The following is a 14,889-nucleotide window of genomic DNA, read 5'->3' as shown; positions in this document are numbered from 1 at the left end:
GCGTCAGACAAGTCGAGGTCTTCCAGGATGAGCGTGTAGGAGCCTTCATCCTCGGGAGACCTCGACGTCTATCCCGGGACCGACGCGCCCGACCGATCTACACCCTCAACTGTGAAGAGCCTCTTTACCAGCGCCGCGACGAGCTCGACCTCGGCTCAGGTGAGTGCGATGTCTGGTTCCAAACAATCCTCGAGGACATCGGCCAGCACACCGAGGTCGAGAACCGCGTTATCCCCGGGTGGGGTGCAATCGATTACGGCCCGAAATACCTGAGACGACAGCTAGTCGCGCGGGCGAAGTCGTCCGACTCCTACGTGGCGAGGGGAGCGACCGCCACGCTCGCTCGGCTTAGCCTGCGGCCACCCATGGATGATGCTCAAGCCGACGCTGACGCCGCGGCTGATACCGACGTCCCGGCGGAGGATGTTGTCACGACTTGGGTCAAGCTACTGAACGCCGATGGTGGCCATGGGTCGGCCTTTGACCTCCTACTGCAAGACCTCGTCCAACTCGCCGAGCCGAAGGCACGAGTCCAGACAGAGGACCTGCTTCGTCAGATCGCCGCCCACAGCGACCTAAAGCCAGGTCTCGCGAACATCGTGAACCCGGTTCTGGCCTTCCTCGAGGGCGACATCCAGGCTCTCACGAGGAACGCCTTCGTCGGCCTTGGCGGGGACGCCATACCGAGCTTGGTCGAGCAGAACATCTCCAGCGTCGAGGAAACCCAGCTACTGATGCTGGCAACCCAGGTCGAAGCGAGTTCTCTCAAGCACGTTGCCATCGCAGAGGCACTCGAACGAGGCGTCCTCACGTCGAAGTCGAGCGCCGCGATCCTAGGAGGAAAGGACAGGATCGCTCGCGAACTCCTCCTCGCCCGCGCGAGGACGGATAGCTCGGCCGCCAGCGCCTACCTCGCCGCGCTCAAAGAGCACGACAAGACCTCCGCGTTGAGCCGCCACCTGGAGGCCCAGTTGATGGCGCTGACGGGCGACGTCGAGGAGCTCAGGTCTGCGGCGGGAACTCCGCTAGTCACAACCGAGTGGGCCGCGCTCTCTTACGCCGACCCCGAGTCCCTTCGGCAGGACGCGCGAGAAGCTCTCCGAACTGAGGGGGCGGCCCTGCGCGCCCAAGTCGGCGACATCCTCGACGGACGAGAAGACATCATCGACTTCCTCGTCGCCGAAAGACTCAGAGCGGCGGCATCCCTCCTGACACGCCTTGACTCGCCACATGTTGACGACATCGGCCTGGTCATCAAGTACGTAAAGGACGTCGAAAAGGCTGGCGACGTCGTACTTCCGGAAGTGTGGGAAGGGATCGAACTGCTCGTAAGTGAAGAAACCCTTCCGCAGCTCACCCAAGGATTCGCAGAAGTTCCGGCGGCGTTTGCCTACCGAATGCTTTCCGAGGGGTACGACACGCCGCTCGCACCCGTCCTGTACGAGATGTTCAAAGACAGCGACAGCAAGAGTCAGCGCAATCGCGCGAAACAATGGTGGTGCGAGCAAACCGAACGGACCGATGAGGAACTCGCCGAGTTGATCTACGACCCCGCGCAGGAAGTCCGGATGGCCGCTCTCCGAAACCTCATTCCCCGGCGGGACAAGGAAAGGCTCGTCGAACTCCTCGACGCCTATCCCAACGCCGGCCGCGAGTACTGGTACAACATCATCGCCGCACTCGACGAGCACATCTACCTGCCGACCTGAGCGCACCTTGACCGCGGCTGGTGTCGCTAGACCTTTTCGCGACCGGGTCGAACCGGGTTCGTCGAGTGGGCACGGAGGAAGGACCTCGGGGCCTCAAATAGCGTCCAGTATCGCGGCACGCCCAAGGGGCGCTGGTGATCTCAGCCTGCGTCATTCTGGGCGGGGTGCAGCAACGGCGTCGAACGTGTCATCAAGAGAGCCGAGGACACAGGGAGTTCATCCGGGAGTAGGGCGCCGCACCTGTTAGGCCACGCTCCATCGAATGCCCGCCGCGCGGAGTCCGGCGCCGTTAGGACGAGAAACAGGTCCCGTCCTGCTCCCAGGACGGGGACTTGTCTCCCGTGGTCACTTAGTGACTACCGACTACTCACTGGGTCAGCACCTGGGCCTCACCGATGCGGATCGGCAGCGCGTCGGTGGTCAGGTCGAACTCGATGGTTCCGGACTGCCCGCCGCCGGTCCACTCGACGACCCAGTGGCTCGTGGCGGTGATCTGGTAGGCCCCATCGGGCTGGTCCGTCGACATCTTCTCGTAGCGGTACCCACACGTCGGCGAGTCCTGCTTGCCGTAGTGGTCGTCGTACGGAGTGCCCTTGCCCGTGCAGGTCACGGTGGTCCCGTCGCCCATGTCCCAGACGATGTTGGAGACGCTGGCGGTGGCACTGACCGACACCGTCCCCTCGCTGGCCGATGCTGTCATCGGGCCGAACGTGTCGTCCGTCGGGCTGTCGACCCACATCCACACCGGCAGCCCGACAAGGCCAACCCGGTTCGGACTCGATTCGGGGACGATCCCGATCTGGATGGGATCTAGGTCCATGGCTGCGATCGCGCGGTTGGCGAGTACCACCGGGTCGATCGTGACCGTGCCGTTCTGGATCCACATCGGCTCCCAGGACGAGCCAGGTGGCGGGAAGTAGCAGATGTGCCAGGCGCCATCCTCGTTGGTCTGCCCGGGCGGCGGCTGAGCGCCTTCCCCGCCTGGATCCCAGACGTCGCCCACGTAGCACCCGTGCGCGCTGCTCCAAACCGATCCACCGGGTCCGGTGCACGGGATCTCGTTGCCACCGTAGGAGCACGTGGACGAGCCCCCGCCGTTGTCCCCGCCGTCGTTGTCCCCGCCACCCGGATCCCCGCCGTCGGAACACTCAAGCTCGTACTCACCAGTCTCCGGGTTATAGACGTGGACGCAGTCCGCATTCGCCGCGGAGACCGCTACGAACATCAGCGCGCCTACGGCCAGGAGAAGCGCCAGCAACGCCCGCCTCAGCATGACTGATCCCATTTGACGTCCGAATTGGACACCTTCCACGCACCCTTGTCGCGGACAAGCGTGTACTCAACTGGAACTGGGTTGCGCAGCGGATTGCCGTTCGGGTCGTTGCGCGTGATGTCCTTCCCGTCCTTGTTACGTTCCGTGACACCGGTCCGGTCTTCGCAGTCGATGATCCGGATCTCCGCGCCTCGGTTGCGCGGCGCGGCGAGTGTGTGGACGTACTTGCCTGTGACCTTGATGTCGTACCGATCGATGTCCGCAACTGCGGCCTGTATCTGGAGAAACTCATCCCCCGTGGCGACCTTGTTGAGTCGATTGAAGTCGATCGTGGCCGCGCGGTAGAAGTCGTCTCGCACGTCGAGGTACTTCGTCAGCTGGGCCGCCGCCTTCTCCTCCGGTGTCTTCGGAGTCGGCGTGCTGGTGGGTGTCGGCGAAGGGGACTGGCTTGGGGTGTCCTGGACCCGGGGCTCGGTGTCGTCGCCGGCGCAGCCCGTGAGAGTCAGGGCGAGGGCGAGGGCCACTCCCCCGAGTGCGGAGTGGTGCTTCCTCATGCGGTGTCTCCTCCTGTGGTGGGCGACGCCATTACTGACCGTTGGCTGACGTCGTTGGCAATGTGCTCGAGGTGTTCTTCGGCTGCGTCGACGAGCTCGGCCAGCGAGCCGTTGTCGGCGGGGTCGATACCGAACTTCTTGTCGGCGTTGTAGAGCGTGCGGATGGTGTCGCCCACGAACACGGCCCGCGCGACGCGGCGGGCGTCGAGGTCGGGGCGGTCGCCGCCCGCCGCGGCGTATCGGCCGGTGAGTTCCTGGTCGAACGTTGTCATGTGCCGGTGCTCCCTTCTCCGAGTCAGCTCGCGAGCCAGCCGTGTGAACGGATGATGGTCTTCGTGCGCTCCGACAATTCCATGGGTGCGTCGCCGTCGTCGGACCGGTTGCAGATCTCTTCGCGCAGGATCCGGTCGGCCTCAAGCTGGTCGCCCTCGGCCTTCATGACGTGGGCAAGGCACAGTCGGGTGCTCTCGCCGTCGGGGTCGGCGCGGTTGGCGACGTAGGCGGCGGAGCGGGCCTTGATCAGGTCGCCGGCCGCGAGCGCCTCGGTGACGACGATGAGGGCGACGTCCGCGATCCACCCGCCCGCCATGAGGTCGACGCGGTCAGGCTCGTTGGCGAGCCATGCCCACCCTTCCTCGCGCAGCTGGCTGAACGGCTGGGCCTCGCCGACGAGCTCGAGCGCAGTGCAGAGGTCGGCGACACCCTCGGCGCCGCCCCGACTCTGCCCGCGCTTGCGGAGGCGGATGAACAGGTCCAGGTCGACGAGCAGGCCCTCGTCGACCTGGTAGACGTTGACCCCGGTGAGCTTAGCGGCCGGCGCCTTGTCCGCGTAGGGCAGGTGGTCCTCGCCGGTGCGGGGGTTAGGACCGAGCCAGTCTCGGACGATGTTGGTGTAGTCGCGCACCTTGCCGTCGGAGATGGAGAAGGCCTCGCGGATCTGCTCGCGGGTGGCGCCGTGCTTGCGGTGCAGGGCGAGGAACGCCAGGAGCTCGGTGAAGTAGGGCTTGCGCTTGGCGAGTGCCTTGCCGTGAGTGCGTGCGGTGACCGGGCCGAGCAGGGTGAGGCGCGGGCGGTGGCAGTTGGGCGAGAACCAGTCGGCGATGTCCTGGTCGAGGATGGGGTCCTTCTCCTCGACCTCGGCGCGGACATGGGCGGGCACCTTCGGCGCCAGGGCCTCGAGGTCCTCCTGCACGATCGCGCTCTCGCGGATGTACTCCTCGTCGGTGCCCTCGAGCAGCGAGGACAGCGGCTCGTCGACGGCTCCCTCGGGGGTGTTGCGGGGCAGGGTGTACTCGCGACGCAGAGCCCCGGAGGAGTCGGTGTAGGCCTCCCAGCCGTCGGTGGCGGTCTCGTCCACGGGCGTGTCGACGTACTCCGGGGTCTCGCTCTGGGCGTAGACCAGAGCGCAGCCGCGGGCCTCATCGCTGGTGAGGCCGACGGCGATGAGGTTGAGGCCCGCGTGCTCGAGGACGATGCGGCCGGTGTTGGTCATGTGCAACACCGCGCCGGGCGTGTTCGGACGTTCGCCGGCAACGACGATGGAGGTCGCGGACTGGCCGACGTGATCGTTGACCAGCTGCAGCAGCTGCTCGAGGTCGTCGGGGTCTCCGGCTGCGGCGTCGAGGAGCAGCATCCTGGCGGGCCAGGTGTCGTCGTCGACGCTGCCGGTGCGGGCCGTGGACACGTCGGTGTCGTGTCGCTTCGCTCGGTCGACAGTGGTCACCGCGGCGGCGAGGATCTCCGCGGTCGCGGGCGTCCCGGCCTCACCGGTCGGGTAGTAGGTGATCCGCTCGTCCATGGCGACGGTCTCCTCGGCCACGCCGATGCAGTCGACCTGGACGCGGCGCGACCACGGGTTGACGGCCAGCTGAGCAGCGAGGTGGCGGGCGAAGTCGCGGCCGTAGGTTGGGTCGCCGCTGATGGTCAGCGTGGAGAGCTCCTCGCAGTTCAGCAGCCAGGTCTCGCCGGTGTCGCTCATGCCAATGGTGGCCAGCAGCGGGTAGGGCGGCTCGACGTTGTCAGTGTGGGGGCCGAGGTCCTCGACGGCGGTGTCGGTGCTGACGTGCCAGTGGGTCTGGTCGGGGCTGCCCACCCAGGGAGCCGGGACGGCGGCCGGGGCGCTGAGGTGCAGCGTCAGCTTGCCCTTCGCGAGTTCGACGGCCGCGAGCGGCGGCATCGTGGTGCCCTGGGCGCCGACCGCGGCCGCGAGGCGCCGCAGGGCCTCGTCGGCGAACTCCACGGTGGCGGCCGCGGCGGCACCGGTCGCGTTCAGGGTCATCTCCACTGGCGCCAGCTCGGGTGGCGGGGCGGCGATCGCTCGACCCGGCGGCCGGTTCCGGTAGGCGGAGCGCCGACGGGACCGCAGCGCCATCAGTAGTGCTCCGGACAGCAGCACGCCCCCGCCGGTCAGACCGGCGAGGACCCAGGGCGCCTCGAGGATCGAGTCGTCGGCTTCGTCGACCTGGTCGACGTCGGCGGACGGCGCCGTCGGCTGCTCGGCCTGCGGGACCTCGGGCGCGGCTGTCTGCGGGGCCTCGGTCTCGGGGACTGGCGGCGTCTCCTCGGCCGGCGGGTCTATCGGCTGCTGCTTGTCCTTGGGTTCGGCGGGGGTGTCGGGCTTGTCCTCGCGAGGCTGCGGCTGCTGCCGGTCGACGTGACCGGCAGGTGCCACGGCTCGGGAGATGTGGAGTTTCCAGCCGACGTCGATCACGTCGGGGTCGGTGAGGTGGGCGCCGCCGGGCTGGGTGATGCCGGTGGAGGCCTTGTAGATCTCCGGCCACCGGTCGGCGTCGCCGAGCTCGTCGTGGGCGATGTCGCTGAGTGTGTCGTTGGGTTGCACGGTGTAGGCGTGCGGCGGCGTTCCGCTGTCCGTGGCGGGCAGCTTGAGCACCCAACCGGGCTCGAGGAAGCTGGGTCGGGAGCCGAGGAGGTCGCGGTTGAGGTCGGCGATCTCCTTGTAGCGCGCGCCGTCACCGAGGTGGTCCTCAGCGATCGACCACAGGCTCTCCCCCGGCTTGACCGAGTGATTGACCGTCGCGCGCTCCTGCTTCGCCTCGACCTTCACGCCGTGCTGGGCGGGCGTCTGGTCGAGGGTCCCGGCCTGGACATGACCCACCGCCGCCAGCTCGGACGCGGCGGCCGGGCCGGCGTTGGCGGCCTGTGCGGCGATCGGCGCTGCGATGAACAGCAGGGCAGCGAGTCCGATCAGTCCGTGGGCGGCGGCCTGTGGGCGGCCAAGACCCGGCAGCTTGGGCGCCTCGACCCTGCGGAGCCGGGCGATAGTCTCCACCACCAGGCTGATGGTCATGAAGGCCCACGCGGCCCAGCCGATCACCTTGAACAGGCCCAGGATCAGGGTGCCGTCGTCGGGTGCGAAGAGTGCGTTCTTGGCGCTCTCCAAGCTCGGCACTTGGTCGGGGATCGGGTTGGCTCCGATCGCGAGGAAGAGGGCCGGCAGGCCGATGATGATGCCGAGGACGGCGACCGTGGCGAGGAGCCCGGTCAGCCGCTGGCGCAGGGTGGGCGTTGTCATCGTTCGGTGCCTCCTTGGGCGCGGATGAGCCGTGCAGACGCCTCCCCGGTGACCCTCATCGAGTCGAGCCCGATGATCCCGAGGAACTTGCTGTGGTAGGTGTCGGTGGTGCGCACGATCAGGGTGTCGCCGTTGACGACGGTGACGCTGCCCTCCACGCCGGCGGCGTTGAGGTAGCCCTGTGCGGCGGACTTGGCGGCGTTGATGTCGACGTGCAGGTCCCCTCCGCGCACCGCGGAGCTCTGGACCTCCTGGGCGCCGGTGCGGGCAGCCTGGGCCGCGGCACTGCGGGCCTGCTGCTGGGCGTGCACCTTGCTGCCGACGTCGACGGTCATCCCGACCAGGATGATCATCGCGAAGGACGCGGTGGCGAACCAGACGCTGATGGAGCCGCGCTCGTCGCGCTGTGGCGGTGAGAGTCTCTGGACCGGGCGCCTCATCATCGGCGCTCCCGGTAGGCGTCGACGGGGCTGCTCGCGGTTGTGGTGATCGTGCGGGTGCCGGGTACGCCGGGGATGCTCAGGTCCGACAGGTTGACCGTGCAGGTCACCGTGACGTTCACCTGGGCGGTGTTCCCGATGGGCGCGTTGAACGCCGACGCGTTGACCGTGATGTTCGTGCTGGTGCAGTGCACGTCCTGGTCGTGCAGGCTACTTGCGGCCGAGGACCTGCCTGCGGCGATCGCCTCGTTCTGGGTTCGCTCGATCGAGGCTGCTCGTGCTGCCTCGTACGCGGCTGCTTCCACGGACTGCTTGGCGATCTCGACGCGGCCGCCGAGGAGGATCATCGCCACGAACAGCCCGAAGGCCGGGACGCCGATCGCGGCCTCGATGGCCACCGATCCGCGATCGTCCCGGCTGCGGTTGAAGGCGCGTGCCCAGATGCTCTGCCCCATCATTCGGTGAGCCTCTCGACCGGGACGCTGGCGCTCTGGCGGATGGTCACGTGCCAGCCGGGGATTACGCTCATGGACTGGCCGGTGACGGTGATCGTGGCCGTTGTCGTGGTCCGTGACCCGGAGACGCTGGTCGACGTCATCACGTCGGATCCGCCGGCGTCTTGGAGGAAGCCGTTCGCGGTCGCCACTCCGGACTCGCGGGTGCCGTTCTCGCTGCCCGCCTCGCGTGCGCCCTCCTGCGCGGCCGCGAGCGCTACTTCGCGGGCGTGGTAGTACAGCGCGCCCTGGACACCGAGGAACATCACCGCGAAGAGCGCCGGCATCAGGAAGACCATCTGGATGGCCACTGAGCCGCGCTCGTCCCGGCGTCGGCGGCGCGAGCTGGAGAACAAGGACGGACCTACTTGATCTTTCCGGCCTCGCTGGTCACGTATGCGGTGATCGCGGCGACGACGATGCCGACGATGAGGATGACCGCGCCGGCCCAGATGACCTGCTCGATCGTGACCGAGCCGCGCTCGTCGCGTCGGTGCTTGACGGTGCGGTCCTCCATGCTGGCGATCACGACGAGGGCCGTCACCTGGAGGGTGATGAAGAGCTTCAACATCGGGTGTTCCTTTCTAGTGGAGTTCGGGTGTCCCGGGATCGACGTCGGTGTTAGGTCGCGAGTCGGAGCATCGACGGGGTGACGAGGAGCGCCATGAAGACGATGCCGAGCAGGCTGGCGGGGATGTACATGCGCTCGGAGACGGCGTTGGCCTTCCCGAGTTCGGCGCTGAGCATCGCCGAGCGGAGTGCGGCGGCGCGGGCGCGGAGGTTGTTGTAGATCTGGGCGCCGTCCTGGCCGGACTGCTGCATGATGTCGGCGAGGTCGTCGAGCTCGGGGACGCCGAGGTCATCGGCGAGCTTGTGCAAGGAGTCCCAGGGGGCGCGAGTCATGTAACGGGCGCGGCGCAGCTCGCTCTCGATCCGCTTGAACACCCAGGTGTCGCCGACCTCGGCCGCGGAGCGCAGCGCCTGCTGGCCGCTGGAGCCGTCGCGGACTCCGGTGGCGACCATGTCGATGTAGGCGCCCAGGGCCCGGCTGAACTCGAGGCGGGCCTTCTTGGCGTCGTCAGTGGCGTTGTAGTTGGGCATGAACCAGAACAGTGCGGCGAGCCCGAGCGACCCGAAGGTGGGGATCACGAACGGGAGCGGGAGCCCGATCAGCGCGAAGAACGCCGCGAACAGCGGCGGCATGGCCAGGCCGAGCAGCGCCCAGACGACCTTCTCGCCGTAGAACCTGGTCTCGCTGATCTGGAGGATGGCCAGGTCCTTGCGGGGCGTGTGCGCCCACGCTCCCCCGGGCAGGTTCTTGATCGCCCACACGCCGATCCGGTCGACCAGCGATCCGGATTCGGTGCTCTCCTCGACGTCGAGCGGGCCGGCGCTGCGGCGGGGCACGACGTGGCCGGGCGAGAGCCGGTCCAGGGCCTCGACCAGGTCGGGGTCGGACGGGGCCAGGCGCCACACGAGCAGGGCAACGGCGAGCCCGAGGAGCGTGCCGCTGGCGAGCGCGAGCTGGAGGCCGGTCATGCGAGTGCTCCTTCCTTCTCCCCGCGCGCCGCTCGGTGCGCGTTGCGGGCCTGGAGGTCGAGGAAGCGCGGGAGCGGCTTGGCGACCGCCATCCGGCGCATCCACAGCAGCGTGGCCACGTAGGCAGTCAGCAAGACGGCGAGGATGACCTGGCCGAGCGGGCTGCCGTACGGCTCGATGTAGTCGCCGGTGAGGGCGAGCATGCCCAGGACGCCGAGGGTGATCACGGTGACCGTGCGCGCGGTGGTGCGCGGCTTGGCCTGGTCCGCGGCGATCTGGCGGCGGGCGCGCACGTCGGCGGCGACGGTCTCGGCGAGGGCGTCCAGCGCCTTGGCCAGGCCGGCCTGCCCGCGCCCGCTGGCGGCGAGGATCAGCTGACTGGCCACCACGTCGCCGGTGGAGTCGTTGAGGTCCTCGGCGAAGGCGCGCAGCACGTCCTCGGTGGTGGCGGTGTTGTTCCAGAGCCGGGAGACCATCAGCCCGACCTCGCGCTCGATCGGCGCCGGCACCGACTGCAGCGACTTGATGAGAGCCGAGCGCAGCGACTGGCCGGCCGTCAACTTTCCCGACAGCGACCGGGTCCACTCCTCGAGCGCCTCGAGCTTCTCGACGCTCGCAGCCGCCGGCGGAGGCGAGAGCAGCAGCGGGATGCCGACGATCGCGGCCGGGACGAGCACGATCGCGATCACCCAGCCGGTCAGCAGCGCGACCAGGAGGCCGGCGACAGCGCCGCCGATGACCAGCATCCGGGTGCGCGGGTGCAGCCGGGTGAACCAGCCACCCGCCCGGCCCAGCGGGGTGAGCGTCCGTTCGGGCCGCGGCGGCTTCGGGGGTGCGGGGATCAGCGCGTAGACCATGCCGATCAGGCCGGTCACGATGAGGGCCCCGTAGACAGCGGGCAGGAAGGCGGTCATGAGGTCGCCACCCCCGGGTTTGCCCGGGACTCGGCCTTGTACGCCTCGAGGTCGAACCCGTGGCGGGCGAGCTCCTGGGCGAGGAAGTTGTCGAGCTTCCCGGTGGCGACGGCCTGGCCGAGCTGGTTCGGGGCGAAGATCGGGGTGGTCGCATACCCGCGGGCCGCGTCGATGCTCGGCTGGACGACCATGACCTCCTCGACCCAGCGCTGCTTGCGGAAGGTGCCGTCGCCGGCCTGAACATGGGTGGGGACGACCTCTGAGCGCAGGTACACCACGATGTCGATGGCGGCGGCGAGCTTGCTGATCGCCAGCTCGCGGGTGACCTGCGGGCCCTTCTCCATGGCGCAGGAGACGAGCTTCTCGATGGTGTGCTCGGCGCTGCGGGCGTGGGTGGTGCTGATCGAGCCCGGGCCGGACTCCATGGCCTTGAGCATGTTCCAGACCTCCGGGCCGCGGACCTCACCGACGATCTGGCGGGCGAGGTTGAACCGGAAGGAGTGGTGGATGGCCTCCTCGAGGCTGAACTCACCGGCCTGGCGGCCGTCGATGCCGACCTCGCCGGATCCGGGCCGGTGCTCCCAAGCGTGGACGATCTTGTGCCGGTCGACCAGCTCGTGCAGGTGCAGCTCGAACTCGGTCTCGAAGGTGCCGATCATCTCCCACGGCGGGATGCACGAGCACAGGGCACGGACCCAGGTGGTCTTGCCCGAGCCCTGGACGCCGGAGACGACGATGCTCTTGCCGGCGCGGACGCAGGCGGCGAGGAAGTCGGCCAGGACCGCGCCGCACGCCTTGCGGTCGTAGACCATCTCGTCCATCGACACCTCACGCATCCCGTGCCTGCGGATCACCACCGAGGTGTAGGCCATCACCCAGGAGCCGGCCGCGAGCCGGGCGCCGCCTGGCAGGCGCAGGTCCAGGTGCGGACGGGCTTCGGTGAAGGGCCGGTTCTGCCGGGAGCCGAGGGCGGCGAGGAACTCGCGCAGCTCGTCCTCGGAGTCGGCGATCGGGGCGGCCTCGACCAGAGTGCCGTCAACGAGCTCCAGCCACACGACGCACTCCGGCCCGCGGGCGATGACGATGATGTTCTCCACGTCCTCGCGCTCAACCAGCGGCTGCAGCCGGCCCAGACCGAACAGCGCGGCCCTGAGTGCGGCCTTGAGGTCGTTCTCCTGCTGGCGGCTCCACGGCGGACGGCCGGTCGAGACGAGGGTCTCGGCCTCGGACTTGATGAACTCCTCGATGACGTCGAGGCCCATCTGCTCGCGGTCCTCGTCGGTGACCCGGCCGCCTTCCTTGTCCAGCCGGGCGGTCAGCCGGGAGGAGATCTCGGCCCGGTACTGGGCGATGAGCTCCCAGTCCAGCTCGACCTCCCCCACGTCGGCGCCGTCGTAGTCGGTGGCGGCGATCGCCTGAGGCTGGTCGTCGGGGTTGGCGACCAGCGGGCGGAGCGTGAAGTCCGAACGGGTGCGGCCCGGCAGCTGGTCCTCGCTGATCCAGGCGCCGGCGAAAATCGGCAGCGACGTCGGATCGTGGTCCTCGAGGTTCGGCGCCGGCGGCGGGGGTGGCTGCGTGACCGGCTGGTCGCCGTTGGTGCCGCGGCCGCGGGCGAACGGGGAGCGCGGGCTGCGGTCTGCGTGTCGCGCCGCGAGCCATTCGTCGGCGCGGAGCGGCTCGCGGTCCTGGGCTCCGGGCTGGTGTCCGTTGGTGGTCATACGCGGCCTCCGATCGGGTGGGCGAGGGCGGCCTGGTTGGAGGTGAGGACGGAGTGGATCAGGGAGACTCCGGTGCGGTAGTCGCGCATCAGGTCGGAGGACTCGAACTTGCGGGGCTTGCGGGCGCCGTGGGAGTAGACCTCCGCGACTTCAGGTTCCCAATCGATTGACGCGACCACGGGAACCTCGAGTGCCTTCTCGATGTGGCGTGCGGAGTAGGGCCGCACCCGTGCACCTGTTGGGCTCGCGGGCCAGCGGCGGTCCTCGTCGACGAGGAGGAGGCCGAGTCGCGAGAGGCCACCGACGGCGGCGAACTGGTCGCTCAGCGTGTTGGCCCACGAGCGTGCACCGGCCAGCGCGGGCAGCGAGTTGCGGGTGACCAGCAGGGTCAGGTCGGAGGCAGCGACGAGCGGCTGGGGCCAACTCGCGAGGCCGAGCCGGCCGGCGTCGACGATGACGTCTTGGCCGTTGCGGTCCAGCGCGCGCAGTTGCTCGGCGAGCGGCTCCCACAGCGGCAGCAGGCTTGGGGCCTGCTCGTGGGCGCGGATGCCGGGCAGGAACCATGGCGCGCGCTCGGCCGGGGCCTCGGGGTCCAGCAGCAGCGTCTCGCGAGGAAGTGCGGCGGCCAATGTCCGCTCACGCAGCGCGAGGGCAAGGTTGATCAGCCCGCCGGTGGGTTCCTGAGTGCCGTGGAAGTAGCCGGCGAAGACCGCGGAGGAACCGGTCGGGTCGGCGTCGACCAGGAGCACGGGACGGTGCCAGTTGAAGGTAAGTCCGAGCGCCGTGGTGGAGACGCCGGGCGAACCGCTGGCCGAGGCGAGGACGATCAGCGCCATTGTTCAGCGCTCCCGCGTGTCCAAGACCAGTGCGACCCGCCCGGTCGCGGCGCGGGCCGCCAGGTCGGCGGCGTCGCCTTCGGGTACAGAGACGTCGACCACGGTCTCGCCGGTCTCCTGCACGCGGCTAACACCAACGACGACTGCCTCGACCGTGACCGGGTCCTCGTTGGTGACCTCGCCCTGGTCGCCGGGCGTGGTGACGATCCGGACGGCGTCACCGGAGTAGAGCGGCTCGGACGGCATCTGTGCAGGAGTGAGACTGATGCCCACAAGGGACTCCCCCTCCCCCGGAACCAGGCTGTCGGTGACGGCCTCCTCGGTGAGCAGGGTGCCGGCCCACAGGTCGACGGCGGCGCGGCTGCCCTCGAGCTCGGCCTGCTGGCTCCCTGCGACCGGGCTCAGGGCCGGGTCGACGCTCACCCGCGCGACCGAGAGGTCGCCGGTCTCGATGGTTGCGCCGCGCTTGATGTCACGGCTGACGACCAGGACCTCCTGGGTGTCGCTGACCGATGTGAAGGCGAACGCGGTTCCCAGCGCACCTGCGGCGACAAGGGCTGCACAAAGTGCGAACACCCACGGCCTGCGGCGCCGCTTAGGGCGTGGACTGTTGTTGAGATTGTGCGTGGGTCGGCTGCTGGGGGGCGCGTCGCCCGCGACCCCTTGAGCGGTGTTCAGCGACATGGATCCCGAGTCCTTTCGTGTCTCAGTCACCTACGTATCGAGACGGGCCCGCAGCGATCAGCAGGAGCCCAACTCGATACTGACACGCTAGTGCCTTTCTATCGAGCGACGCTTTGTCCACAGGTGACCGATTCCGAGATGTCATCGCCCGAGTCCTGACCGCAAGAGGTCGCGCGGCCCAATCCCCCCGATGGGACTGAACATCAACGCTTCCGAACAATCCGGAGTCCATGGGACCACAAATCGCTCGGTTCGTCCGGAAGGAATTTTGCCCTGTGGATTGCGAGTCAAACCCACGTACGGGGCACTCACATCTCAGCCGAGGCGGCTGATGTCTCCACGCCCGCGGCGCTGCCGCTGAGCCTCCTTAAACGCAGCGGCGACCACGTCGAAGGACTCCCCGAATGCCCGGCCGAGCGCTTCGAGCGTGTTGGATGCTGGGAGCCTAGTCCAGCGGCCCTGCTCCCATGCGTAATACGTCGGCACAGCCACGTTCACGGCATCAGCCAGATCGGGCACGGTGAGCCCTGCCTGCAGACGCAGCGCCCTGAGATCGGGAATCTCGCCGTCGAGGCGAACGAGCCGCAGCGTGGGGATGTCGAGTGCTCGCGCGAGCTTGACCAGGAAATCTGGCCGGGGAACTGACGTGCCGAGCTCCCAACGCGATATGCGCTCTCCGCCGGCCGCACCGACGAGGCGCGCGAGCTCGTGCTGTGTCAGTCCCGCCTTCTCGCGGGCAGCACGCAATTCTGAAGGATCGATGCCGGAAACCATCAGTGGCGAACCTACCGGCAGACGTTCTCGGTACGTGCGAGGCGGACAAGGATCCACGCCCAGGAGCGGCCACGCGGTCGAGGCAATCAAGGCACCGGCGTCGGCTTCTTGGAGAGATCCACCCACCACAAAACCTCTAGTCGCCTTGGCCCGTTGTCGGCTGCCATCCGCTCGAAATTGGCTGCCGCTGGTGATCGCCCACAGTCACCTCGCGCACTTAGGAGACCAGACGCAACACGACTGGCGTCGCCAGCGGGGCAGCGAGGAGGCAATCATGAGTGACAAGGCGAGTGCCAGCGCGCGCGAGATCGCCCAGCGATTCCCTGTGCCACCAGCGCGTGTCGCCGATCGACTGCTCGAACTACTACTTCCGTCCGAATTTGATCATCGTAGAGACCTGGTCGCCAACTCGCGTGGAGCTG

General features: G+C 68.5%; 15 protein-coding genes. 1 reads left to right on the top strand and 14 read right to left on the bottom strand.

From position 1 onward, the window contains the following. Positions 1–1,709: hypothetical protein (locus tag AC57BS_RS13565; RefSeq protein WP_496411972.1), on the top strand; the 1,709-nt coding region annotated here is incomplete at its 5' end. A gap of 367 nt (positions 1,710–2,076) precedes the next feature. Here AC57BS_RS13565 and AC57BS_RS13560 read toward each other — a convergent pair. From AC57BS_RS13560 to AC57BS_RS13495, 14 genes are all read right to left on the bottom strand, one after another. Beyond that, positions 2,077–2,712: a hypothetical protein gene (locus tag AC57BS_RS13560; RefSeq protein ID WP_496411971.1), complete on the bottom strand. Its 636-nt coding sequence runs from the start codon at positions 2,710–2,712 to the stop codon at positions 2,077–2,079. 263 nt (positions 2,713–2,975) lie between these two features. Next, complete coding sequence (locus AC57BS_RS13555; protein ID WP_496411970.1) at positions 2,976–3,536, bottom strand: hypothetical protein; 561 nt, start codon at positions 3,534–3,536, stop codon at positions 2,976–2,978. Continuing rightward, entirely contained in the window at positions 3,533–3,808 is a 276-nt protein-coding gene (locus AC57BS_RS13550) for a hypothetical protein (protein ID WP_496411969.1), read from the bottom strand. The genes AC57BS_RS13555 and AC57BS_RS13550 overlap by 4 nt, the downstream gene beginning before the upstream one ends. Before the next feature lie 23 nt (positions 3,809–3,831). After that, positions 3,832–7,068 (bottom strand): LysM peptidoglycan-binding domain-containing protein, encoded by a 3,237-nt coding sequence (locus AC57BS_RS13545; RefSeq protein WP_496411968.1) that lies wholly within the window; start codon positions 7,066–7,068, stop codon positions 3,832–3,834. Continuing rightward, on the bottom strand, positions 7,065–7,511 hold the full coding sequence (locus AC57BS_RS13540) for a TadE/TadG family type IV pilus assembly protein (RefSeq protein ID WP_496411967.1): 447 nt from the start codon (positions 7,509–7,511) through the stop codon (positions 7,065–7,067). The genes AC57BS_RS13545 and AC57BS_RS13540 overlap by 4 nt, the downstream gene beginning before the upstream one ends. Further along, positions 7,508–7,966, bottom strand: coding sequence for a TadE/TadG family type IV pilus assembly protein (locus AC57BS_RS13535; protein ID WP_496411966.1), 459 nt, complete (start codon positions 7,964–7,966; stop codon positions 7,508–7,510). The genes AC57BS_RS13540 and AC57BS_RS13535 overlap by 4 nt, the downstream gene beginning before the upstream one ends. Next, positions 7,963–8,313: a TadE family protein gene (locus AC57BS_RS13530; protein ID WP_496411965.1), complete on the bottom strand. Its 351-nt coding sequence runs from the start codon at positions 8,311–8,313 to the stop codon at positions 7,963–7,965. The genes AC57BS_RS13535 and AC57BS_RS13530 overlap by 4 nt, the downstream gene beginning before the upstream one ends. Positions 8,314–8,366: 53 nt before the next feature. Beyond that, positions 8,367–8,573, bottom strand: a complete 207-nt coding sequence (locus AC57BS_RS13525) for a hypothetical protein (protein ID WP_496411964.1) — start codon at positions 8,571–8,573, stop codon at positions 8,367–8,369. Positions 8,574–8,623: 50 nt separating this feature from the next. Then, entirely contained in the window at positions 8,624–9,541 is a 918-nt protein-coding gene (locus AC57BS_RS13520) for a type II secretion system F family protein (RefSeq protein ID WP_496411963.1), read from the bottom strand. Beyond that, on the bottom strand, positions 9,538–10,455 hold the full coding sequence (locus tag AC57BS_RS13515; RefSeq protein ID WP_496411962.1) for a type II secretion system F family protein: 918 nt from the start codon (positions 10,453–10,455) through the stop codon (positions 9,538–9,540). The genes AC57BS_RS13520 and AC57BS_RS13515 overlap by 4 nt, the downstream gene beginning before the upstream one ends. Continuing rightward, complete coding sequence (locus tag AC57BS_RS13510) at positions 10,452–12,173, bottom strand: TadA family conjugal transfer-associated ATPase (RefSeq protein ID WP_496411961.1); 1,722 nt, start codon at positions 12,171–12,173, stop codon at positions 10,452–10,454. Before AC57BS_RS13510 ends, AC57BS_RS13515 begins: the two co-directional genes overlap by 4 nt. After that, positions 12,170–13,009, bottom strand: a complete 840-nt coding sequence (locus tag AC57BS_RS13505; RefSeq protein ID WP_496411960.1) for a CpaE/TadZ family protein — start codon at positions 13,007–13,009, stop codon at positions 12,170–12,172. The genes AC57BS_RS13510 and AC57BS_RS13505 overlap by 4 nt, the downstream gene beginning before the upstream one ends. Before the next feature lie 3 nt (positions 13,010–13,012). Then, positions 13,013–13,585: an SAF domain-containing protein gene (locus AC57BS_RS13500; protein ID WP_496411959.1), complete on the bottom strand. Its 573-nt coding sequence runs from the start codon at positions 13,583–13,585 to the stop codon at positions 13,013–13,015. Positions 13,586–14,008: 423 nt separating this feature from the next. Next, the gene (locus tag AC57BS_RS13495) at positions 14,009–14,467 is read right to left on the bottom strand and encodes a helix-turn-helix domain-containing protein (protein WP_496411958.1); all 459 of its coding nucleotides are present in this window, start codon (positions 14,465–14,467) and stop codon (positions 14,009–14,011) included. Positions 14,468–14,889 lie beyond the last annotated feature (422 nt).

This window comes from Nocardioides sp. BGA-UO-ETr-FS32, from assembly GCF_059567905.1.
This window is presented reverse-complemented; position numbering and strand designations above follow the sequence as displayed.